Below are 22,475 nucleotides of genomic sequence, written 5' to 3'. Positions count from 1 at the left end.
TTAGGGGAGAGACGAAATGAGACGGGTGGTATTCAACCAGAAAGGCGGTGTCGGCAAGTCCAGTATTACCTGCAATCTTGCCGCTATCAGTGCAGCTCGGGGAAAACGAACATTGGTTGTGGACCTGGACCCCCAGGGGAACTCCACCCATTATTTGCTGGGAAAGCCGGCCAGTGAGCTCAAGGACACTGCCGCTGATCTGCTTGAACAGACCGTCGCATTTACAGTATTCAATCGCCGCCCGGACGAATTCGTTCACGCAACACCGTTCAAAAACCTGTTTGTGATGCCGTCCAGTCCGGAGCTGGACTTCCTTGAGCGCAAGCTGGAGGCCAAGCACAAGATCTACAAGCTGCGCGAAGCCCTTAAAAAGCTGGAGGAAACCTTTGACGCCATCTACATCGATACGGCGCCTGCGCTCAACTTTTACACCCGGTCGGCACTCATTGCGGCCCAGCGCTGCCTGATCCCGTTCGATTGTGACGATTTTTCCCGTCAGGCTCTGTACAACATTCTCAATGAGATCCGTGATCTTCAGGAAGACCACAACGAAGACCTGGTTGTTGAGGGAATTATCGCCAATCAGTTCCAGCCCCGGGCCAGTTTGCCGAGACAGCTGGTCAGGGAGCTCATCGAAGAAGGCTTGCCCGTGTTGCCGGTGAGGCTATCGAGCTCCGTGAAAATGAAAGAGTCCCATCAGAGCCGGCAGCCCCTGATTCATATGGCGCCCAAGCACCCTCTGACACGCCAGTACGAGGACCTGTTTCGGGTTCTGCATGGCGAAACAGTGGAGCTGGAGCCACTGATTGACTGAAGTGAGACTGATATGACCAAACCCGATCATCCGATCAGGCAGGTTGCAGACAGCCTGTTGAACATTGAGATGGAATTACGGCAACTCGGGCTTTGGGAGTCGGAGTTGCCGCCTGAACAGGCTTTTCAGAGCACCAAGCCGTTTTGCATCGATACCCTGGAGTTCCACCAGTGGCTGCAGTTTGTGTTTGTGGCCAGAATGAAGGTGATTATTGAGAACGACCACCCGCTGCCGGCGGTTTCCGGCATGGCGCCCATGGCTGAGGAGCATTTTCGTGGCCGGCCAGAGCCCGGGAGCGCGCTGGTCAGGGAGCTGGAGGAAATCGACCGTTTGCTGTCCGGAGGCTGATCAGTCCAGCCTCATGGACAGATCCACGGCCCTGATGTCTTTGGTCAGTGCGCCAATCGAGATGAAATCCACGCCGGTTTCCGCGATCGGGACCAGGGTGGTTGAGTTAATCCCGCCAGAGGCCTCAAGTTTTGCCCTGCCAGCGGTCCTGGCGACCGCCGTGCGCATGTCTTCCAGCGAAAATTCGTCCAGCATGATGATGTCTGCCCCTGCATTCAGGGCCTGGTCCAGTTCGTCAAGGTTTTCGGTTTCCACTTCAACGGGTTTGCCCGGTGCGATCCGGTGAGCCGCCAGAATGGCATCGGCTATGGAGCCGCACGCGGCAATGTGGTTTTCCTTGATCAGAAACGCATCCCACAGGCCGATGCGATGGTTGTAACAGCCACCACAGGTAACCGCGTATTTCTGGGCCAGGCGCAGCCCGGGCAGGGTTTTCCGGGTATCAAGCAGGCGAACGCCAGTATGGGCCACCCTGGCCGCATATCCGGCGCAGGCGGTGGCGACGCCAGAGAGGGTCTGTAACCAGTTAAGGGCCGACCGTTCCGAGGTGAGCAAGCTTCTTGCGGGGCCTTCCATGGTGAAAAGTACCTGATCGGGTGACGCGGTTTCGCCATCGGTAACCTGCCAGCTAAGCGTCACCGAAGGATCAACCTGCCGGAAAACCTCTTCAACCCACTGACGACCGGCGATGGTGGCGGCTTCCCGGGTAATAACCCGGCCGCTGGCACGCTTTTCCGGCGGTATAAGCTTGGCCGTGATATCGCCGTCTCCAATATCTTCCCGCAGACTCTGGGCAACATTTTCGATTCTGGCCTGGCGGAGGATTTCTGCGGTGATCATAGGGAAGAGCGTCCGGTCGTTTGGGATGGAACAATGTTGAGGCTGGTCATTCTATAGGGCACTCGGGGAATCGCCAAACGCTCGCCGCCTGCCTGCTACTCTTAATGTTGGGCTGCTAAAGTGTGATGCAGGTCAGGTCTACACAAAAGGTGACAAATTCTGACACAACCTGACGCAGGCAGCTCGTATCATGTGAGGTGGAAAGAAGTTCAGATATTGGCCGATCAAGACCCGGAGCAGCTTCATGGCGCACGATAACAAGGTTGTCAGCTTTTCAGGCCAGAAACCGCCTGGCCGGTTTTCCTTGCCGGCTGCGCTGGTTCACCTGCGTGACGCCTCGGGTCAGTCACTGAAATCTGTTCTTGCCAGATTTTTTGATCGCGCCGACGATGCCCTGTTCGAACTTGCCGACCGGGCAGGTACTAACCTCGACCAGACAGCCTATTTTGATGCCATGCGTGAGCTCAGACTGCGCCGCAAGGCCATGGTGGTGTCGATGCTCCAGTATGTCAGCCAGGCGTTCAACGAAATCGGAAAGTTCCTGCCCCAACAGGCGACCGGCTCTCTGGAAGACATCGACCAGGATTCGCTCAGTCTGGTAGACCATTCACAGCTGGAGCAGCAGGTTGCCATCGATAACCTGATTAACAAGCTCCGGAATCGTTACCCAGAACAGATCCGCCTGTTGACTGTGCGGGTCGGCCATTTGGTACCGGGTATTAACCTGAAAGACGCGCAGATGCCCCTGAGCCCGGAAGTTATCTGTGGCGGGGTGGCTGAAGCCTGTGCCGATCTTGACATAGACATACGGGCCAAGCTGGTGGTCCTCAAGCTGTTTGACCGCCTGCTTGCCGACACACTGGGCGACTTCTATCAGGAGGCGAACCGGACGCTGATCAATGAGGGGGTGTTGCCGGAGATGAAGCGTCCGCCGGTCGGAAGAGGGTCAACCCGGCCCGGTCAACGGCCCGCAGGTGGTGGCACGGGGGCACCCTCCGGTGCTGATGTCTCGCCGGGCGCCCCCGCCGGTGAGAGTTATGGTGGGCCATGGTCCCGGGCGACCTTCTCCGAGCTCAGCGCACTGTTGCATCAGGGTGACGCCGCATCCGGTGGCCGAGGCCACGGTGGTGAAGGCTGCATCGATACTGATCGCCTTATGGCACGCCTGACGGAAGCGCAGTCCAACAGCCGGCAGTGGGGTGACGGTGTCGTCATGCCCCTTAATGAGCAGCTACAACCCATTCTCCGGGCTGGAGATGGCCAGAGCCTGAAGCCGGGGCAGGTGGACGGTGATGTAATCAATCTGGTGTCCATGTTGTTCGATTTTATTCTGGAAGATCGGCAGCTGCATCCGGTCATGAAGGCATTGATCGGGCGCCTGCAGATTCCGGTGCTGAAAGTCGCCCTGAGTGACAAGAACTTTTTCAATCGGGGCGGTCATCCGGTTCGTAAGCTGCTCAATGAGATGGCTTTGTCCGCGATCGGCTGGGCCGAGAAAAAAACCGGCCAGCGTGACCCCCTTCGGGAAAAGATAGAAGCTGTAGTCGACCGCGTTCTGAACGAATTCACCGACAACGTAGCCCTGTTCGAGGAGTTGCTGAAGGATTTCAGTTACTTCATGGATCTGGACCGCCGTCGCCGGGAACTCGTGGAGCAGCGCCTTCGGGATGCGGAAGAGGGGCGGGCCCGTCAGGAGCGTGCTTCGGAGGCGGCAGAAGGGCTGGTGCAGGAGCTGACTGAAAAGCATGCTATTCCGGAGCCGGTCACCGGCTTGCTCAACGAGGCCTGGGTCCGGTATCTGCAGTGGGTTGCGCTTCGGGAGGGTGAGGGCAGTGACCGCTGGCGGCATGCCCGCAAGCTGACGGAACAGCTGGTCTGGAGTGTGGATCCGCGCCCGGTCAGCGATTCAACCCGCAGCGAGTTGTTGCGGGCCATTCCGGCCATTGTTGATGACCTGCGCAAAGCTCTGCAGGAAATTTCCTGGGATCCGTTTGCCACCGATGCCGCCATCCGTGATCTGGAACTGGCCCATGTGGATGTATTCCAGAAGCTTGTGACCGCACCGTCACGGGAAGGGCCCCCTTCCGAGTTGCCGGCTGGTAATCTGGTTCAGTCTGAACCGGAACGCCCGGAGGACTACGCGTCGGCTGGCCCTGAGAGTCCGGAGGAATCCCGGGACGACGAGCCGGTTGCAGGGCCTGCTGCATCATCTGTTGAGGTTGCCGGGGGCGAAGCTGCCGAACAGCCTGAGCGCACCGGGGTGACGGGTTCGGTATCGCCGCAGTGGCAGGAAACAGCGGACGGCCTTCGGGTGGGGTCCTGGATTGAACTCATCCGCGATGAAACGCGGGTCCGGTGTAAACTCGCCGCTTTTATCAAGGCAACCGGGAAGTATATATTCGTTAACAGAAGCGGTGCCAAGGTTGCCGAATACCAGCGCCAGGCCCTGGCCGCAGACATGGAGGCGGGCCGAATCACCATGCTGGACGATGGCCTGATCTTCGATCGGGCACTGGAGTCAATTATTGATAACCTGCGGAACAGCCGTAGAGACTGACTCGTAGCAACCGGGGCAAGTTTGTGATTCAATCAGGGAGTGTAATCCTCTGAAACTTTTGGAATTATTTTGCCCGATTCAGACGTTTTGTCCGCGAGCCTTTCCGATTCCGGTTCCGACCGAAGTACGCTCCGTGAAACCGGGAAGATTCCCTTCGCCCGCTGGTGTCCCTCGCCAAACTTCGGGCCCCGCCCTGATGGCGCTGCCATTTCCCTGCTGGTTGTCCACAATATAAGCCTTCCTCCAGGGCGTTTCGGCGGCCCGGAAATTGAAAACTTCTTCTGCAATTGTCTCGATCACTCGGCCCACCCGTATTTCCGGACCATTGAAGGCATTCAGGTCTCGGCTCATCTGCTGATTCGTCGCGATGGAGCCGTTGTCCAGTTCGTCAGCCTGCTTGATCGCGCCTGGCATGCGGGCAGATCGAGTTTTGACGGGCAGGAAGAATGTAACGACTTCTCCATCGGGATTGAGCTGGAGGGCGCCGATGACGTCCCTTATACCTCCGGGCAATATCATCAGCTTGCACGTGTCGCCGATCTCATCATGCTGGCCTGGCCCGACATCACTGCCGGTCGCATTGCCGGCCATAGCGATATTGCGCCGGGCCGCAAAAGCGACCCGGGACCGGCGTTTGACTGGCAGCACTTCCGGGCAACCCTTAAGCAAATACGAGCAGCGAGGGAGAGCGTCTAGATGGTGCTGATTGTCTTTCTTCTTGCCTACATGGTGCGCAGACGTCTGGATTCCCTGGATCTGCTTTCCGGTGATGACGTCTGGCGCCGGTGGTTTCATCTGGGCAGTCGTGCCAGGGCGGGCCACGAAACGGAAATTGCAACCGGGTTGGCGCTGGTTCTGCTTCCGGCCTTGTTGCTGGGAGTGGCCGAGTATCTGCTGGTGGCCTCGGGCTGGCCGGTGGCGACTTACCCGCTGGAGTTCCTGGTTCTGGTGGTCATCATGGGAACACCCGGCTGGCGGCAGGTGCTCCGGCCTTATGCAGAAGCATGGCAACGGGGAGACATGCAATCGGCATGGCACCATGTGAAGGATCATTTGCCGGCGGAAGAGCGTGGCGCTGCATTGTCTCCGGAGGCAATGCATCTTTCCCTGTCCAGGACGCTGATGTTAACGGTGTTCCAGCGTTTCTTCCTGGTGGCTTTCTGGTACGCAGTCGGGGGAATCGGCGTGGCGGTTCTGGCCCGGGGGCTGGCTGCGCTCGCAGATCAGTGGCCCCAGGCGCCGGCTCGCCCCAGATTCGAAAGGCTATCGGAATGGGCGGGCTGGATTCCGGCAAGGCTGTTGTCACTGACATTCGGAATTGCCGGAGACCTTGCCGGCTGGTTGCGCGAAACCCGCCAGACCCTTACCGGCGTGACGAGAAAAGCCGGTGAGGTCCTAATGATTTCCGCCAACGGGGCGTTAACCGGATATGCTCTGGATCCTGCCCGTTTTTCCCGGATTCATCCGGATGAGTGGACAGCTTTCGGGGGGCGAAGCCTGAGCGCGATAAGGGATTTACTGAACAGAAGTATGCTCGTGTGGATCTGCACGCTCGCCTTGCTGGTGATTTCCGGCGTTGTCTGAGCAGAACTCCTGCGAAGTTACAGTTTAACAACAAATAATGCTCAAGTTTTTAAGACTTTAGGCGACAATATAAGAAAAGAACAATTGTTCAGTAGTTAATCGCCAGCAAGAGGGTCACCGTGAAGCACCTTATCAATCCTGCCATTGCCCTTATGAACCGGCTGCCGATGGTCTACAAATTCAGCCTCATCAGCATCCTGTTTCTGTTACCGATCAGTGGACTGTCATGGTTGGTTATCTCCGAGCTTAACCGCTCGGTTCAGGCCATGACCCGTGGCGTCGAGGGGCTTGAGCAACTGGAGCAGGTTGACCGGCTGGTCGATGCGGCAATGGATTACCGGGATTATCGTTCTCCGGCTGTGATCAAGGATGACGGGGCCATTATGGCCGCGTCAGAGGAAGCGGCCAGTGAAGTTGAGGCGAGGTTGGAGGCGCTGACTGCAGAGGAGCGTTCCTTTGATGCTTCCGGCTCCTGGACCGGACAGGTCGAGACACTCCGGCAGGACTGGCAGGCTCTGCGCGCCGACGATAACTACCTGGGCAGTTTCGATCCGCAATTCAAGTATTATCAGGAGTTCGTCCAGAAGGCCCAGGCCCTGTTGCCGGCGACCATTGAGATTTCCGGCCTCGGGCACGGGGCTTCGCGGGAAAATCTGCTGATCCTTGGCCTGGTTCGTGATTCACTTCCGGCGGCTCGCACCGTTATCGGACGGGCAAAATCCTACGGTATCTTTGCGCTGGTCGATGGGCAGGTAGGCTACGCCCTGAGTGAAACCCTGAATGAAATCTATGACCAGCTGACCAATCGCAGCTCGCTCCTTACTCCGGCGCTGTCTGTCGTCACTGAGTCGTCGCCCGCTCTGGTGGAGAAGTCGGGTGGGGCAATTCGCAGGGTTGACGAAAGCCTGATGATTGTTCGGGACCAGCTGGACCAGAATGTTATCACACCCATGCGCCTGGAAATGCCCTGGCAGGAATACGATGAGTTGATGTCAGAACAGCTGGCTCACTACGATCGGGTAAAAGCCGCCGCGTTTGAGGTGGTGAATGCCAACCTGCGGTCACGGCTCGATAGTGAGATGAGTCAGCGTCGCCTGATCATCATTGCACTGGTTGCCATTCTGCTGGTGGTTGTTTACCTCTACATCGGTTTCTTCATGTCGGTTCGTACCGCCATCAACCGTTTCAGTGAGGCCGCAAGGGGCGTTGCCGCCGGCGATATGACCACCCACATCATGTTGCATAACCGGGACGAACTGGGCGAACTGACAGCGGAGTTCAACAACATGACGGACCGGATCGCCGAACTGATACGGTCTGTCAGTCGTACCACGGCCGATGTGGATCAGCAGGCGACCCGGGTTAACGACACTGCAGCGGCCAACAGTGAGGCCGTGGCTCGCCAGATGGATGAGAGCGGCCAGATTAATGAGGCCATGAACCAGATGGTTGAAGCCGTGAACGAGGTCACCGAAAGTGCCCACAGGGTCGCCGACAGTGCCGGCAATGCCGAACGGGATACCGAAACCGGTCGTGGTGTGGTTGCCGATACTGTGGCAACCATTAATAAGCTGGCTGCCGAAATCTCGGGCGCGGTGGAGGTGATCAACAGGGTCAGTAAAGACAGCGACAATATCAGCCAGGTGTTGGTGGAAATCAAGGCCATTGCGGAACAGACCAATCTGCTGGCCCTGAATGCGGCGATTGAAGCCGCCAGGGCGGGCGAGCAGGGGCGCGGGTTTGCCGTGGTTGCCGATGAAGTCCGGTCATTGTCACAGCGCACTCACAAGTCGACCGAAGAGATTGAAGGGATGATCTCAAGGCTGCAGAGCGGTGTTAAGGACGCTGTGTCCGCCATGACCAACAGCCGGGATGTTACCGAAGCGACGGTGCAGAAATCCGGTGAGGTGACGCAGGCGCTGGATCGGATTGCCAATGGTATTGCGGTCATTGTGGATATGAGCCACCAGATCGCACAGGCTGCGGAGGAGCAGTCCGCCGTCGCGAAGAACGTCAATTCGAACGTAGAGGAAATTGGCGAACTGGGCAAAAAGACCGCCGCAAACGCGGAGGAGACGCTGGGGTCCTCGAGGGAAATGTCGGAACGGACGGCTTCGCTTCAGCGGCTGGTGGAGGCCTTCAAGGTCTGACCGGCACGACGTTTGTGCTGACAAAAGGCGATTGCTCATCAGTCTGCGCCTGTTAATGTGACGACAGCTGTTGTACCTGCTCGGTCAGCATTTGGTTCACTGGTGTCCGGATGCCGAAGTCTTTTCCCAGCCTCGCCAGATAGCCGTTGATGAAGTTTATCTCCGTGGTGCGGCCCTTGAGAACATCAGCACGCATGGACGAGGTGTTGCGGGCAGTCTTGCGGGCAACCGTTTCTATCCTGTGACGAAGGGCTTCCGGCGTTTCCTCGCCCTGTCCGCTTGCTCGCATCAGATCTGATAGTTCGCGGCACAGACCGCGGATGGTGTCCCGATAGAGGGAAGAGGCAAGGATATCGCCGTTGGGGCAGTCCAGGATGGCGGTGTAGGGATTGATGCCGGCATTGATAATAAGCTTCTGCCAGAGCCGCTGGCGAATAGTCTGCTCGGGATGAATCGTCAGGCCGCCGGCGCTCAGTAACGCCACTGCCTTGTTGAGGTAGCTGCCAGCGGATTCGGTCATTGGCCCGATCCAGGTGTCACCGGTGCCGGCGTGGACCAGCAGATCCGGCTCCGGCCGGTTGGCGCCTTCGGTGGTACTGGCTGCCAGGATGGGGCGGTACGGCCAGTGGGCAGTCACCGTTTGCTGGCTGCCGAGGCCGTTCTGGAAAAGAATGATTGGGGAACTTTGGGGGAACCGGTCGATTACTCCGGCAATCGCCCCGAAGGTGTCGCCGGCCTTGGTGGTGACCAGAATCAGTTCGGGGTTGTCACCGGCCCTGAGCCAGGGAACCTCGATGATCGATTCCGGCCCATTGAAAGGCCGGAACCGATAGCGGATGGCCGCCCTGGGCGGTTCAGCAGGCCGGGCAATGAACGCAGCCCGGCCGGGATTCAATGAGGCGGCCCACAGCCGCCCCAGGGAACCTGCGCCCAGAATGGCGATCATGTCGGTTACATGGCCTCGATGTCGGCCCGCTGCTGGCTCAGGCGGGCCTGGCTGCTCTGGGCGTCACGGAGCTTTTCCTGCTCCTTTTCAACAACTTCGGCCGGTGCCTTGGCGGTAAACTTCTCGTTACCCAGCTTGCCTTCCAGGCGGCCAATTTCTTTCTGCAGGCGCTCCAGCTCCTTGTCCAGGCGCTTGAGCTCTGCATCCTTGTCGATCAGGCCGGCCATGGGGACCAGCACTTCCATTTCGCCAACAAGCTGGGTGGCAGACATCGGGGCTTTTTCGCCTTCAAACCAGTCCAGGCTCTCGAGCTTTGCCAGGGAGCTCAGGAACTGGCGGTTGTCGTTCATACGTCGCTGGTCTTCGGCGTCTTTGCTCCGCAGCAGGACCGGAATCTTTTTCGCCGGGGAGATATTCATCTCACCACGGATGTTCCGCACGGCCACGATGACCCCTTTGAGCCATTCAATGTCAGCGGTAACAGCAGCATCCTGCTTGGTGGCATCCGGCTGGGGGAAGGCTTGCAGCATGATGCTGTCGCCACTTTTGCCGGCCAGGGGCGCAATGCGCTGCCAGATTTCCTCGGTGATGAACGGCATCATCGGGTGGGCCAGGCGCAGGACCGCTTCCAGCACCCGGACCAGGGTGCGGCGGGTGCCACGCTTGGCTTCAGCACTGGCATTCTCATCGTTCAGAACCGGCTTGGACAGCTCCAGGAACCAGTCGCAGTATTCGTTCCAGATAAACTCGTACAACGCGTAGGCTGCGAGGTCGAAACGGTACTGGTCCAGGTGGCGGATCACATCCTGCTCACAACTCTGCAGTTCGCTGATGATCCAGCGGTCAGCCAGTGACAGCTCCACCGGCTCGTCGTTGACGCCGCAGTCTTCGCCTTCGGTGTTCATCAGCACGTAACGGGCGGCGTTCCACAGCTTGTTGCAGAAGTTGCGGTAGCCCTCCAGGCGCTTCATGTCCCAGTTGATGTCACGGCCGGTGGTGGCCATGGCCGCCAGGGTGAAGCGCAGGGCGTCAGTGCCATGAGCGGCAATACCCTCCGGGAATTCCTTCTGGGTGCGTTTGCCGATCTTCTCGGCCAGCTTGGGCTGCATCAGGTTGCCGGTGCGCTTCTCCAGCAGGTCATCCAGGCTGATGCCGTCGATCATGTCCAGCGGATCGATCACGTTGCCCTTGGACTTGGACATCTTGTCGCCGTGCTCGTCCCGGATCAGGCCGGTGACATACACGGTATGAAAGGGCACCTGGGGTGTGCCGTCTTCGTTCTTCATGAAGTGCATGGTCATCATGATCATCCGGGCAACCCAGAAGAAGATGATGTCGAAACCGGTGACCAGCACGTCGGTCGGATGGAACGTTTTCAGGCGCTCGGTGATCTCTGGCCAGCCCAGGGTGCCGAACGTCCACAGGGCAGAGCTGAACCACGTATCAAGAACGTCTTCATCCTGCTCGAGGGCGACATTGGCGTCCAATTTGTGCTTCTGGCGCACTTCATCTTCGCTGCGGCCCACGTAGATATTGCCGTCGGCGTCGTACCAGGCCGGAATGCGGTGGCCCCACCAGAGCTGGCGCGAGATACACCAATCCTGGATATCGCGCATCCAGGCGAAGTACATGTTTTCGTACTGCTTGGGTACGAACTGGATACGACCGTCTTCCACCGCTTCAATGGCCGGCTTGGCCAGGGTCTTGGCATCGGCAAACCACTGGTCGGTGAGCATGGGCTCGATAATCAGGCCCGACCGGTCACCGCGTGGAACGCTGAGGACGTGATCCTCGATGTTCTCGACCAGCCCCTCGGCTTCCATATCGGCAACAATTTGCTTGCGCGCCGCTTCGCGAGTCAAACCAGCGTAGGCGCCCGGCATGATGCCGTCGAGTTCGGTGTTTTCGGTGCCGTCTGCATTGAACACCTCGGCCACGTCCCGGATGTTGGCGTCCTGGGTCATGACGTTAATCATCGGCAGGTTGTTGCGCTTGCCCACGGCATAGTCGTTGAAGTCATGGGCCGGGGTGATTTTCACGCAACCGGAGCCCTTTTCCGGATCGGCATGATGATCGGCCACGATCGGAATCCGCCGGTTCACCAGCGGCAGCATCACGTGCTTGCCAATCAGGTGCTGGTAGCGCTCGTCGTCCGGATGAACGGCAACGGCGGTATCGCCCAGCATGGTTTCCGGGCGTGTGGTGGCGACGACCAGGTAGTCTTTGCCGTCCTGGGTCTTGGCGCCATCAGCCAGCGGGTAGCGCAGGTGCCAGAAAAAGCCCTTTTCTTCCTTGTTTTCCACTTCGAGGTCCGAAATGGCGGTGTGCAATTTCGGGTCCCAGTTCACCAGCCGCTTGCCGCGGTATACCAGGCCTTCGTCGTACAGGCGGATAAACACTTCCTGCACGGCCTTGTAGAACCCGTCGTCCATGGTGAAGCGTTCGTTGTCCCAGTCGACGGAGTTGCCGAGGCGGCGAATCTGGCGGGTGATGGTACCGCCGGAGTGTTCTTTCCAGTCCCAGATCCGTTTGATGAACTCGTCCCGGCCCAGGTCGTGGCGGGTTTTGTCTTCTTCGGCGGCCAGTTTGCGTTCAACCACCATTTGGGTAGCGATGCCGGCATGGTCGGTGCCAACGGTCCAGAGTGCGTTTCGGCCCTGCATGCGTTTGAAGCGGGTGAGGGTGTCCATGATGGTGTGCTGGAACGCGTGGCCCATGTGCAGGCTGCCGGTGACGTTGGGCGGCGGGATGGCAATGCTGTAGGACTGGCCTTCACCGCTGGGGCGGAAGTACCCTTTGGATTCCCAGTTTTCGTACCACTGGCGCTCGATGTTTTCTGGCTGGTAGGTTTTTTCCATGGGGTTCTGCAGTGACCGTTGGTTGATTCACAAGGGAAAATTGAGACGCCCGATTATACATGGTCGCCGGTGATGCGGCGAACCTTGGAGGTGGGTTCTGTCAGTAGCCTGCTAGTTGTGTGCGAGGCGAGGTTGGGGACCACTTTCCAAAACACGCTACGAGCACATCCATGTGCGCTTGTTTCGGGCCGTCCATGGCCCTCAACAGTTTTGGAAAGTGGCCCCCAACCCCGCCGGTCCGAACTCGTGCAGTTCGCAGGAGTAACGGGCTGTGGAAAACGCAGGTCGGATCAGCGAAGCGTAATCCGACAAAAACCTACCCCCGTTTCCTCTGATCATGCACCCGGGGCTCAATCCCCAGAGTCCTCAACTGCTTGAAATGCGACCGCGCCTGATTGAGAACGTTCGGATCGTTATGGGCAACCAGAGCAAGCCGTTTAAACCGGTCAGCATCAGGCGGCAATGTTGCAGAAAGTATGATCACCGTGTCCCAGTCCTCGGCAACAGGCGGGCAGAGCAAGATACCGACGGGGTCCGGACAGGTGGTGGCGGAGTCGGGAACGACGCTGTGGGGGATGAATGCATCAGGGCTGAAGCTCCACAGCAGGTCGTCCAGTTCTTCGGCGTGCCTGGCGGTATCGCAGACGATGCACACGCGGTCACCCTGCCGCCAGGCTTTGTCCACGAGTCTGGCGGCGTGGAGGTTGCGGGCGGCGGGGGAGTTCTGGGCGAGAATGTGAAACCAGTAGCGTTGGTTCCGGTCTTCCTGGCCGGAGGGGCCGGCAGCGGGGCTGCCGGTCTCCGGGCTGCCTTGCCCGTGGATAGTGGCCGGGTTACTTTCCTGCATGGGACATCAGGTAGTCGACCAGCAGGGGTACCGGGCGGCCCGAGGAGCCTTTGGCTTTGCCGGAGTGCCAGGCGGTGCCGGCGATGTCCAGATGGGCCCAGCGGTAATCCTTGGTGAACCGGGACAGGAAGCAGGCGGCAGTGATGGTGCCGGCGGGGCGGCCCCCGATGTTGGCCATGTCGGCGAAGTTGCTGTCGAGCTGGCTCTGGTATTCGTCCCACAGGGGCAGGCGCCAGGCGCGGTCACCGGCGCGTTCGCCGGCAGCCAGCAGTTCGTTGGCCAGGTCGTCGTTATTGGCAAGCAGGCCGGTGGCGTGGTTGCCCAGGGCGATGATGCAGGCACCGGTGAGGGTGGCCAGATCAATGACTGCGGCCGGGTCGAATTTCTTCACGTAGGTGAGGGCGTCACACAGTACCAGGCGGCCTTCGGCGTCGGTGTTGAGGATTTCAACGGTCATGCCGGAGAGGGTGGTGACGATGTCGCCCGGGCGCGAGGCGCCGCCGTCCGGCATGTTCTCCGCTGCGGCGATCACGCCCACTACGTTGATCTTGGGCCGGGTTTCGGCCAGGACCTGCATGGCGCCGAATACGCTGGCGGAGCCGCCCATGTCGTATTTCATTTCATCCATGCCTTCACCGGGTTTGAGGCTGATGCCGCCGGTGTCGAAGGTGATGCCTTTGCCCACCAGGACATGAGGCTTGTCCTTGGCCTTACCGCCACGGTATTCCATCACGATCAGTCTCGGGGGCTGGGTGCTGCCTTTGCCCACGGCCAGGATGGTGTTCATGCCCATCTTTTCCATCTGCTTTTCATCAAGCACGTCGGTCTTGATGCAGTCATGGTCCTCCGCCAGCTTCTTCGCCTGCTGAGCCAGCCATTCCGGGTGGCAGATGTTGGGTGGGGTGTTGCCCAGGTCGCGGGTGAGGTTCATGCCGCGGCCGGTGGCGAGGCCGAGATTGAACGCATCTTTCAGGTCTTTGGCAGCACTCGAGGCAACTACCGCTACTTTATTCAGTTTGCGGGCTGCCGGCTTTTCACTCTTGAAGTCGCTGAAGGTGTAAAGCTGATCTTCCAGGGTGCGGCCGATAAGGCTGAGGCGGGCGGCTTCGGAGCTTACCGCGTCTTCGCCGGTTACGGGGGTGTCTGCGAGGGCGACGGCGATGCTTTTCGAGGGACCATCCTTCAGGGCTGTCATCATGGCGATCAGGGCCTTGCGGTAATTCACCGGCGTTCGATCACTATCGTTACCCGTGCCAACCACCAGCAGACGACCCCAGGGCTGATCTGTCAGCGGAATGGCCGCCGTGGTGGCGTTCTTGCCGGTAAGGTCGCCGGCTTTCTGGAGTTTTTTGATCAGCCCGCCCAGCGCCTCGTCTGCCTGGTTGGTGGATTGCGGCCAGGTGCCTTTTTCGGGCAAGCCGACAACGAGGCAGTCTGCTTTGGTGCTGTTGATGGCTTTATTGCTCAGGCTGAAATTCATGGCAACTCCTGTTGATTGTTCGGGAGACGTCCGCCAGAGGCGGGCAATCGTGCTTGAATGTTATCCAGTTTAGCATTGGGGCTGGCAAGGATATTATCAAGCGGTTGGTCCCGCTTGCCGGCCTGGCCGGCCCTTCATGCCGGTGTAATGCCGCTGCTCTGTCATTCGGCATCAAGGTTACATAGAATACGCGCTGTTCCCAGCATCCTCCACGTTTCACCGGATACGGCCAGAGAGAGCGATTTGAGCATCATTTTCCGTTACCTCATACGCCAGGCCATGATCAGCATGGTTGCCGTTTCGGGCATCCTGTTGCTGGTGTTTATGAGTGGCCGTTTCCTGAAGTACCTCGACAGCGCAGCTGAAGGGAGCATTTCGGCCGGGGTGCTGTTTGAAATCATGGCGTATCGATTCCCCGGTTTTCTTGAGCTGATACTGCCACTGGGGCTGTTCATCGGGATTCTGCTGGCCTACGGGCGAATGTATCTCGAAAGCGAGATGACGGTGCTCCATGCCTGCGGTGTGAGCAATAAGGCATTGCTTGGTAAGACTCTGATTGGCAGCTTTCCGGTAATGATCATTGTCGGGGCCATGAGCCTCTATGTTTCGCCGTGGGGAATGAAGCAGGTTGAAGACATTATCAACGAGCAGCGCAAGGCCACGGAGTTTGAAATGCTGGCGCCCGGGCGGTTCCAGGATTTTGCCTCAGGCGGGCGGGTGACCTATACCGAAAGTCTCAGCGAGGACAAGCGTCAGTTGCGGGGCGTTTTCATTGCCGAATATGCGCAGGATGGTAATGGCCTGACCATTATCACCGCCGAAACAGGTTCGCAGCTGATAGATTCGGAAACCGGCAGTCGCTTTCTCATACTCGAAGAGGGAGGCAGGTTCGAGGGCGTCGCTGGCCAACTCGATTACAAGCTGATTGATTTTGAAGCCTATGGCCTGAGGATCGAGAGCGGCAAAACCGGGGCCCAGGAACTTGAGAAAGGGATCAGCACCCTGAGCCTGATGCAGTCAGACAATCCCGGAGACCGGGCACTGCTTCACTGGCGTCTTTCCCTGCCATTGATTGTTCCGGTCGTTGCCTTGCTGGCGGTGAGCCTGAGCCGGGTCAACCCCCGGCAGGGCCGCTTTTTTCATCTGTTGCCGGCGATGCTGGTTTACATCACCTACCTCGGCCTGCTTATTGTGGCCCGGGACTGGCTGGCTGCGGGCAAGGTGCCCGAGTGGGTCGGCATGCTCTGGGTGCATGGGTTGTTCACGGCCCTGGGTCTCTGGCTCCAGTTCGGTCCTGGCTGGCTGCACCGGCGGCGTATAGCCAGGGAGGGAGGCGTGCATGCGCAGGGTTGACGGCTATGTAATGCGCACGGTTGGCGGCGCCATTTTTCTGGTGATGGTTGTTGTGCTGTCGCTGGATCTGGTGTTTGCGTTCATTGCCGAGCTGGAAAATACCCGCAACGACTACCAGACGCTTCAGGTGCTCTGGCATATTCTCCTGACTGTGCCGCGCCGGATCTACGATTACCTTCCGCTCGGCGCTTTCATGGGCTGCCTGATTGGCCTCGGCTCCATGGCCAGTTCCTCGGAACTCACGGTCATTCGCGCCGCCGGGGTGTCGCTCAGGCGTATTGTCTGGTCGGCCATGAAGCCGGCGCTCGTAGTGGTCTTGCTGGGGCTTGTGATCGGCGAGTATGTTGCACCTCCGGCGGAACGCGTGGCCCAGAGCGACAAGGCCGTGGCCCTCGGCGCGGGAAGAAATGTGGCTTCGGCGTCTGGCGTCTGGCACAAGGAGGGAGATGTCTATATCCACCTGAACGCAGTCCAGCCGAACGGCGTACTGCACGGTGTCTCCCGGTTCCGCTTCGACGACGATCGTCTGTTGATCTCGGCCAGCTTTGCCGAACGGGCAATTTTCCAGGGCGACTACTGGCTGCTGGAGAATGTCCGCACCACGAATTTTGAGGGCAATAGAACTGCTCGCTCTGAAAGCCAGACCCTGAGATGGGAGACAGGTTTGTCCCCAGGTGTACTGAGCGTTCTGATTGTTAAACCAGAAAATCTCTCCATGACGGGCCTGTACACCTACGCCAGATATCTCGGGGAGCAGCGCCTGAATGCCTCGCGATACTGGCTTGCCTTCTGGAAAAAAGCACTGATGCCGCTGGGCACGGCCGTCATGGTACTGGTTGCCATATCCTTCATCTTTGGCCCCCTGCGCTCTGTCACCATGGGTTTCCGGGTGTTCACGGGGCTGCTGGTGGGGCTTCTGTTCAAATACATGCAGGACCTGCTGGGGCCCATGAGCCTGCTCTACGGGTTTAACCCGATGCTGGCGGTGCTGGTGCCCATTGCGGTCAATGCAGTGGTGGGCGCAATCCTGATGCGCCGGGCCGGATGATCAGCCCGGTTACACGGCCGGTTTTCATCTGTTCGCAGACTGCTTCTTTCCGGATTCCTTGGGTAAGGAGATAACCAAGCTGCCGGACAGCCGGTCTGTAACGGAAAGGCCGTTGATAGGGTAAAACAGGGCGATCATAGCCGGAACTGAAAGGAATAGTGTTGCTGCGCCCAGGTAGTGGCTTGCGAGCAGGGCCAGGAAGATGACCGCCGCGGCCGTCACATAGCGGATCAGCGCCTGGGTCCAGCTTACGGAAGTGCCGTCCAGGTTCTCGATGCGGACTCGCCACACCTGCATCCCCAGGGTTTGCCCGACGCGTGTCCAGAAGTAGGCAAAAAACAGGTACAGCACCAGGAACAGCACGAAGGTCAAGCCGGGGTCACCGGAAAGCTGGCCTGCCTCGGCCATCTGCTCGTAGCGGTCCCAGCCAGTGACCCATCCGGCAACCATGGTGTAGGCCCAGGTGACTACCAATAGCACGGCAATGCTGATCAAACCGTCGTAAATAATCGCCAGGGCCCGTTTCAGGGCGGTGGCCGGGGGGGATAGTTCCTCGGCGTCGTGGAAGCGTCGGGGCATGGAATCTCCTGTGATGTTTCACGTTTTTCCTGTTCTCGGCGTGTGCTAGAGTAGCGGATTTGCACAAGCATGTAAGCATTCGTATTCAATCGCGGACCCGGCGGCATTCCCGGCGGGTTTCTGGAAAGGTATCAAAGGGCTATGAAAACCGCTGAGTTGCGACAGGCGTTCCTCGATTATTTCAGGCAGCAAGGTCACACAATTGTTCCAAGCAGTTCGCTGGTACCCGCGGACGATCCCACGTTGCTGTTTACTAATGCGGGAATGAACCAGTTCAAGGACCTGTTCCTTGGCCGTGAAGAGCGCGACTATACCCGGGCAACATCCTCCCAGAAATGCGTCCGCGCCGGTGGCAAACACAATGACCTGGAGAACGTGGGTTACACTGCTCGCCACCATACCTTCTTTGAAATGCTGGGCAACTTCAGCTTCGGTGACTACTTTAAGCGCGAAGCGATCAACTACGCCTGGACATTCCTCACCGGTGAGGAATGGCTGAATCTGCCTCAGGACAAGCTCTGGGTGACCGTTTACGCTGAAGACGACGAAGCCTTTGACATCTGGAACAAGGAAATCGGTGTCCCGGCAGAGCGCATCGTCCGTATCGGCGACAACAAGGGCGGCCGCTATGCGTCTGACAACTTCTGGCAGATGGGCGACACCGGCCCCTGCGGCCCCTGTACCGAAATCTTCTACGATCATGGCCCGGATGTCGCTGGCGGGCCTCCCGGTTCCCCGGAGGAGGACGGTGATCGCTACATTGAAATCTGGAATGTGGTGTTCATGCAGTACAACCGTACTGCCGACGGTGAGATGCTGAAGCTGCCCAAGCCATCCGTCGATACCGGCATGGGACTGGAGCGGATTACCGCTGTGCTTCAGGGCGTTCACAGCAACTATGAGATAGACCTGTTCCAGGATCTGCTCACGGCTGCTTCGAAGGTTCTTGGTGGCGCGGCAGCCACGGAGGCGTCCCTGCGTGTGGTTGCCGACCACATCCGCTCCTGCGCCTTCCTGATTGCCGATGGTGTTATGCCCTCAAACGAGGGCCGTGGGTTCGTCCTGCGCCGGATCATTCGTCGCGCAGCCCGCCACGGCAACAAGCTGGGGGCAACCGGGCCGTTCTTCTACAAGCTGACCGGTGCGCTGTGTGAACTGATGGGCGCTGCGTTTCCGCAGCTGGTAAGCAGCCGCAAACAGATTGAGAAGGTGCTGCTGCAGGAAGAGGAACAGTTTGCCAAGACTCTGGACAAAGGCCTGCGACTGCTCGAGCAGGACATCGCCGAGCTCAAGGGCACGGAAATTCCGGGCGAAACGATCTTTACCCTGTACGACACCTTTGGCTTCCCGGTTGACCTGACCAACGACATCGCCCGTGAGCGCGGCCTGACACTGGATTACGAGGGCTACGAGAAAGCTATGGAAGGCCAGCGAGAGCGCGCCCGGGCAGCCAGCAAGTTCGGTATCGACTACAACGCCGCCGGCCTGCAGATTGAGGGCAAAACCGAATTCACCGGGTATGAGCGCATCGACGGCCACGAAAAAATTCGTGCGGTTATCGTGAATGGCGAAGAAAAGACCGCTGAAGCCGGTGATGAAGCGGTCGTGGTGCTTGAGCGTACCCCCTTTTATGCCGAATCCGGTGGCCAGGTAGGCGACACCGGGCTGCTGACCTGGAGCGGCGGCCGGTTCAAGGTAACGGACACCCGCAAGGAAGGGAATAACCATCTGCATCTCGGTACTCTGATTGAAGGGGAGTTGTTCCCCGGGCTGGAAGTGGACGCGCGCATTGACCATGCCCGCCGTGAGCGCACCAAGCGCAACCATTCCGCTACGCACCTTTTGCATGCTGCCTTGCGCAGGATTCTGGGCGAGCACGTGACCCAGAAGGGCTCGCTGGTGGATCCGGACAAACTGCGTTTTGATTTCTCGCATTTCGAGGCGGTAACGCCCGGGCAGTTGCGGGAAATTGAGCGCCAGGTGAATGAGCAGATTCTGGAAAACAGCCCGGTACAGACCGAAATTACCGATATGGAAAAGGCCCAGGAAAAGGGCGCCATGGCGCTTTTCGGAGAGAAATACGGCGATGTGGTCCGGGTGCTGAGCATGGGTACCGACAACTACTCCGTGGAACTGTGCGGCGGCACTCACGTGGGCCGGACCGGTGATATTGGCCTGTTCAGGATCACCTCGGAAAGCGGTATCTCCTCCGGGGTGCGCCGGATCGAGGCGGTGACCGGCATGGGGGCGCTGGACTGGGTTGATGAAACCGAGCGCACCCTGCGGGAAACTGCCCGCTTGGTAAAGGGCACGCGGGAATCCGTCGTCGAAAAAGTTCAGCAGACCATCGACCGCAACCGTCAGCTTGAGAAAGACATTGATGTCCTGAAGGCTAAACTGGCCAGCTCCGCGGGCAGTGACCTGGCTGGTTCGGCTGTGGAGGTTGCCGGCCTCAAGGTGGTGGCTTCGGAAATGGAAGGTGCGGATCGCAAAGCGCTGATGGAAACCGCTGATCAGCTCAAGAACAAGCTGGGTGAGGGCGTTGTTGTCCTCGCCAGTGTTGAGGGTGGCAAGGTGACCCTGGTTGCCGGTGTCACCAAATCTGCCACCGGCAAGATCAAGGCCGGGGACCTGATGAAGCACCTTGCGGCTCAGGTGGATGGCAAGGGTGGCGGTCGCCCCGATATGGCCCAGGGTGGAGGCAATGATCCCTCCAGGCTGGCTGAGGCACTGGCGGGCATTCCGGCCTGGGTCGAAAAAAATATCGCTTAAGCAACTTTTTTAAAGGGCGGGCTGGGGTTTATAATCCCGCCCGTTTATTGTGAGTGGCGGGGCATTGTTCCGCTGTGAGTCCCCGTTTCGGATATTGGAAGATAATGGCTCTGTTGGTTCAGAAATTCGGTGGCACCTCGGTGGGGACCACCGAGCGTATCGAAGCGGTTGCCGAGAAGGTGTGCCGTTTCCGCAAGGAAGGTCATGATGTTGTTGTCGTGGTTTCCGCCATGAGCGGTGAAACCAACCGACTCATTGCCCTTGCCAACAACATCATGGAGGAGCCGACTCCCCGTGAAATGGACGTGCTCGTGTCCACGGGTGAGCAGGTTACGATTGCGCTTTTGTCCATGGCACTACAAAAGCGTGGTTGTGAAGCGCGCTCATACACCGGCTCCCAGGTACGGATTGTCACAGACAGCACCCATACCAAGGCCCGGATCAAGCAGATCGACGAGCAGCGTATGCGGGAAGACCTTGATGCGGGTCGGGTGGTTGTCGTGGCCGGTTTCCAGGGCATTGATGAAAATGGAAATATTACAACGCTGGGCCGCGGCGGTTCCGATACCACCGCAGTGGCTCTGGCGGCAGCGCTAAAGGCTGATGAGTGCCAGATCTACACAGACGTGGATGGCGTGTATACCACCGATCCCCGTGTGGTGGACAGCGCCCGGCGTCTTGAGCGTATTACCTTTGAAGAAATGATCGAAATGGCGAGCCTTGGCTCCAAGGTTCTCCAGATTCGTTCTGTGGAATTCGCAGGCAAATACAACGTTCCATTACGGGTTCTTTCCAGCTTCCAGGAAGGGGAAGGCACCCTGATTACTCTTGAGGATGAAAACGCCATGGAACAACCGGTTGTTTCCGGCATTGCTTTTAACCGTGACGAAGCCAAACTGACAATATCCGGTGTGCCCGATACTCCGGGCAGCGCTCTGCGGATTCTCAAGCCCATAAGCGATGCCAATATTGAAGTGGACATGATTGTCCAGAACGTGGGTGAGGATAACAGAACTGCGTTTACCTTTACGGTGCACCGAAATGATTTTAAGCGTGCCAGGGAAGTACTCCAGGGCGTTGCCGATCAGTTGGGTGCTCGAGAAGTAGGCGGGGACAGCAAAATTGCGAAAGTCAGCATTGTGGGTGTTGGTATGCGCTCCCACGCCGGTGTTGCAACTCAAATGTTTGAAGCGTTGTCCAATGAAGGTATCAACATACAGATGATCTCCACGTCGGAAATCAAGATTTCCGTGGTGATCGATGAGAAATATCTTGAGCTTGCGGTTCGTGCCCTTCACAGTGCATTCGAACTCGACAAGCCCGGGGTAGACGAGGCCCGGTAACGCAGGTAACAGGTCGGTCTGCGGGGCTGTATAAAAAAGAGATTCATTAACTGAGCCTATGACATCGCTGCCCCGTATAAGGGAATATGCGTCTGTTGTCCAGTCAGTGATCTCACTATAAAAGTAAAAAGTAGATAAAACCATTTGTCGGAACAGGTAGCTCTGGATAGGGAGTAAGGGATATGTTGATTCTAACTCGCCGCGTAGGCGAAACTCTGATGGTCGGCGACGATATCACCGTCACCGTTCTGGGAGTGAAGGGCAATCAGGTGCGCATTGGCGTCAATGCCCCGAAGGAAGTTGCGGTACATCGCGAAGAAATCTATCAGCGAATTCAGTCGGAAAAAGGCTCCGAAGAGCCGGAACCCGGCAACAGCTGAGAGACGAAAAGCCGTTCATGGGAAGCCTGAACGGCTTTTTTGATTTTCGGGGATATCGAGGCTGAAAAAACTCGTGTCAACCCTATGAAATCAGAAAAATTATGGTAGTATACGCCCCGTTCTCAAGGAGAGGTGGGTGAGTGGCTGAAACCAGTTCCCTGCTAAGGAACCGTACGAGCAATCGTACCGAGGGTTCGAATCCCTCCCTCTCCGCCATTTCCCTCACGGGAAAAGAGAGACAGGTTGATGTAGTATTCAACCACAGCAAGTGATCAATGTGCGGCTGTAGCTCAGCTGGATAGAGTACCTGGCTACGAACCAGGCGGTCGGAGGTTCGAATCCTCCCAGCCGCGCCATCGATCAACCTTGCCATCCGTTTTAAGCGGCTGTAGCTCAGCTGGATAGAGTACCTGGCTACGAACCAGGCGGTCGGAGGTTCGAATCCTCCCAGCCGCGCCATATCAAGACCAAAGCGCCTCAGTCTGTGTACCCCACAGATTGAGGCGTTTTGCTTTGTATAGCTGGGAGGATTGGAACCGATAAGAGGTTCGACCGAAACCCACGCAGTGGGTTGAG

17 protein-coding genes and 3 tRNA genes are annotated in these 22,475 nt (G+C 58.4%); 14 read left to right on the top strand and 6 right to left on the bottom strand.

The features are described from left to right. The first annotated feature begins 16 nt into the window (after positions 1 to 16). Together AC13C0_RS04470 and AC13C0_RS04465 are read left to right on the top strand one after the other, a co-directional pair. Positions 17 to 814 carry a ParA family protein gene (locus tag AC13C0_RS04470; protein WP_117620186.1) on the top strand — a complete coding sequence of 266 codons (798 nt, stop codon included), beginning with the start codon at positions 17 to 19 and terminating at the stop codon, positions 812 to 814. Between the two features lie 12 nt (positions 815 to 826). Next, positions 827 to 1,162: a YqcC family protein gene (locus AC13C0_RS04465; protein WP_117620187.1), complete on the top strand. Its 336-nt coding sequence runs from the start codon at positions 827 to 829 to the stop codon at positions 1,160 to 1,162. Here AC13C0_RS04465 and nadC read toward each other — a convergent pair whose 3' ends face one another. Beyond that, positions 1,163 to 2,002, bottom strand: a complete 840-nt coding sequence (gene nadC / locus AC13C0_RS04460; RefSeq protein ID WP_117620188.1) for a carboxylating nicotinate-nucleotide diphosphorylase — start codon at positions 2,000 to 2,002, stop codon at positions 1,163 to 1,165. Positions 2,003 to 2,246: 244 nt separating this feature from the next. Here nadC and AC13C0_RS04455 point away from each other — a divergent pair, with 244 nt between their 5' ends. From AC13C0_RS04455 to AC13C0_RS04440, 4 genes are all read left to right on the top strand, one after another. Then, a complete protein-coding gene (locus AC13C0_RS04455; protein WP_117620189.1) occupies positions 2,247 to 4,559 on the top strand; it encodes a DUF1631 domain-containing protein in 2,313 nt (770 codons plus the stop codon). 69 nt (positions 4,560 to 4,628) lie between these two features. After that, positions 4,629 to 5,255 (top strand): 1,6-anhydro-N-acetylmuramyl-L-alanine amidase AmpD, encoded by a 627-nt coding sequence (ampD, locus tag AC13C0_RS04450; RefSeq protein WP_117620190.1) that lies wholly within the window; start codon positions 4,629 to 4,631, stop codon positions 5,253 to 5,255. Next, the gene (locus AC13C0_RS04445) at positions 5,256 to 6,143 is read left to right on the top strand and encodes a histidine kinase (protein WP_117620191.1); all 888 of its coding nucleotides are present in this window, start codon (positions 5,256 to 5,258) and stop codon (positions 6,141 to 6,143) included. It abuts the gene before it with no gap. 119 nt (positions 6,144 to 6,262) lie between these two features. Continuing rightward, positions 6,263 to 8,293 carry a methyl-accepting chemotaxis protein gene (locus AC13C0_RS04440; RefSeq protein ID WP_117620192.1) on the top strand — a complete coding sequence of 677 codons (2,031 nt, stop codon included), beginning with the start codon at positions 6,263 to 6,265 and terminating at the stop codon, positions 8,291 to 8,293. A 52-nt stretch (positions 8,294 to 8,345) separates the two neighbouring features. On the opposite strand, the gene AC13C0_RS04435 is transcribed toward AC13C0_RS04440, so the two are convergent. From AC13C0_RS04435 to AC13C0_RS04420, 4 genes are all read right to left on the bottom strand, one after another. Further along, positions 8,346 to 9,239, bottom strand: a complete 894-nt coding sequence (locus AC13C0_RS04435; RefSeq protein ID WP_482954017.1) for a ketopantoate reductase family protein — start codon at positions 9,237 to 9,239, stop codon at positions 8,346 to 8,348. A gap of 5 nt (positions 9,240 to 9,244) precedes the next feature. After that, entirely contained in the window at positions 9,245 to 12,097 is a 2,853-nt protein-coding gene (locus AC13C0_RS04430) for a valine--tRNA ligase (RefSeq protein WP_482954016.1), read from the bottom strand. A gap of 316 nt (positions 12,098 to 12,413) precedes the next feature. Continuing rightward, positions 12,414 to 12,944, bottom strand: a complete 531-nt coding sequence (locus tag AC13C0_RS04425; RefSeq protein ID WP_117620195.1) for a DNA polymerase III subunit chi — start codon at positions 12,942 to 12,944, stop codon at positions 12,414 to 12,416. Then, positions 12,931 to 14,424, bottom strand: a complete 1,494-nt coding sequence (locus AC13C0_RS04420) for a leucyl aminopeptidase (protein ID WP_482954015.1) — start codon at positions 14,422 to 14,424, stop codon at positions 12,931 to 12,933. Before AC13C0_RS04420 ends, AC13C0_RS04425 begins: the two co-directional genes overlap by 14 nt. Positions 14,425 to 14,667: 243 nt before the next feature. On the opposite strand from AC13C0_RS04420, the gene lptF reads away from it, so the two are divergent. Together lptF and lptG are read left to right on the top strand one after the other, a co-directional pair. Continuing rightward, positions 14,668 to 15,777 carry an LPS export ABC transporter permease LptF gene (gene lptF, locus AC13C0_RS04415; protein WP_341581674.1) on the top strand — a complete coding sequence of 370 codons (1,110 nt, stop codon included), beginning with the start codon at positions 14,668 to 14,670 and terminating at the stop codon, positions 15,775 to 15,777. After that, complete coding sequence (gene lptG / locus AC13C0_RS04410; RefSeq protein ID WP_117620197.1) at positions 15,764 to 16,825, top strand: LPS export ABC transporter permease LptG; 1,062 nt, start codon at positions 15,764 to 15,766, stop codon at positions 16,823 to 16,825. The genes lptF and lptG overlap by 14 nt, the downstream gene beginning before the upstream one ends. A gap of 24 nt (positions 16,826 to 16,849) precedes the next feature. Here the strand turns inward: lptG and AC13C0_RS04405 are convergent, their stop codons facing one another. Then, positions 16,850 to 17,404 (bottom strand): RDD family protein, encoded by a 555-nt coding sequence (locus AC13C0_RS04405; protein WP_117620198.1) that lies wholly within the window; start codon positions 17,402 to 17,404, stop codon positions 16,850 to 16,852. 141 nt (positions 17,405 to 17,545) lie between these two features. Between AC13C0_RS04405 and alaS the strand changes: the two genes are divergently transcribed. The 6 genes from alaS (at position 17,546) to AC13C0_RS04375 (ending at position 22,358) form a co-directional block, all read left to right on the top strand. After that, positions 17,546 to 20,176, top strand: coding sequence for an alanine--tRNA ligase (alaS, locus tag AC13C0_RS04400; protein WP_341581677.1), 2,631 nt, complete (start codon positions 17,546 to 17,548; stop codon positions 20,174 to 20,176). Positions 20,177 to 20,280: 104 nt separating this feature from the next. Then, positions 20,281 to 21,519: an aspartate kinase gene (locus AC13C0_RS04395; protein WP_117620200.1), complete on the top strand. Its 1,239-nt coding sequence runs from the start codon at positions 20,281 to 20,283 to the stop codon at positions 21,517 to 21,519. Positions 21,520 to 21,701: 182 nt separating this feature from the next. After that, entirely contained in the window at positions 21,702 to 21,899 is a 198-nt protein-coding gene (csrA, locus tag AC13C0_RS04390) for a carbon storage regulator CsrA (RefSeq protein WP_008172808.1), read from the top strand. Between the two features lie 126 nt (positions 21,900 to 22,025). Continuing rightward, positions 22,026 to 22,115 (top strand) — tRNA-Ser (locus AC13C0_RS04385). A gap of 63 nt (positions 22,116 to 22,178) precedes the next feature. Next, positions 22,179 to 22,255: transfer RNA gene (locus tag AC13C0_RS04380), tRNA-Arg, on the top strand. A gap of 26 nt (positions 22,256 to 22,281) precedes the next feature. Further along, a tRNA-Arg gene (locus AC13C0_RS04375) sits at positions 22,282 to 22,358 on the top strand. The last annotated feature ends 117 nt before the right edge of the window (positions 22,359 to 22,475 follow it).

The organism is Marinobacter sp. B-21 (assembly GCF_056857895.1).
Note: the sequence above shows the minus strand (reverse complement) of the source record. Positions and strands in the feature narration are given on the sequence as shown.

Coding starts and splice junctions, on each gene's coding strand:
- AC13C0_RS04470 (WP_117620186.1), top strand. CDS start 17: ATGAGACGGGTGGTATTCAACCAGAAAGGCGGTGTCGGCAAGTCCAGT.
- AC13C0_RS04465 (WP_117620187.1), top strand. CDS start 827: ATGACCAAACCCGATCATCCGATCAGGCAGGTTGCAGACAGCCTGTTG.
- nadC (WP_117620188.1), bottom strand. CDS start 2,002: ATGATCACCGCAGAAATCCTCCGCCAGGCCAGAATCGAAAATGTTGCC.
- AC13C0_RS04455 (WP_117620189.1), top strand. CDS start 2,247: ATGGCGCACGATAACAAGGTTGTCAGCTTTTCAGGCCAGAAACCGCCT.
- AC13C0_RS04445 (WP_117620191.1), top strand. CDS start 5,256: ATGGTGCTGATTGTCTTTCTTCTTGCCTACATGGTGCGCAGACGTCTG.
- AC13C0_RS04435 (WP_482954017.1), bottom strand. CDS start 9,239: ATGATCGCCATTCTGGGCGCAGGTTCCCTGGGGCGGCTGTGGGCCGCC.
- AC13C0_RS04430 (WP_482954016.1), bottom strand. CDS start 12,097: ATGGAAAAAACCTACCAGCCAGAAAACATCGAGCGCCAGTGGTACGAA.
- AC13C0_RS04425 (WP_117620195.1), bottom strand. CDS start 12,944: ATGCAGGAAAGTAACCCGGCCACTATCCACGGGCAAGGCAGCCCGGAG.
- AC13C0_RS04420 (WP_482954015.1), bottom strand. CDS start 14,424: ATGAATTTCAGCCTGAGCAATAAAGCCATCAACAGCACCAAAGCAGAC.
- lptG (WP_117620197.1), top strand. CDS start 15,764: ATGCGCAGGGTTGACGGCTATGTAATGCGCACGGTTGGCGGCGCCATT.
- AC13C0_RS04405 (WP_117620198.1), bottom strand. CDS start 17,404: ATGCCCCGACGCTTCCACGACGCCGAGGAACTATCCCCCCCGGCCACC.
- alaS (WP_341581677.1), top strand. CDS start 17,546: ATGAAAACCGCTGAGTTGCGACAGGCGTTCCTCGATTATTTCAGGCAG.
- AC13C0_RS04395 (WP_117620200.1), top strand. CDS start 20,281: ATGGCTCTGTTGGTTCAGAAATTCGGTGGCACCTCGGTGGGGACCACC.
- csrA (WP_008172808.1), top strand. CDS start 21,702: ATGTTGATTCTAACTCGCCGCGTAGGCGAAACTCTGATGGTCGGCGAC.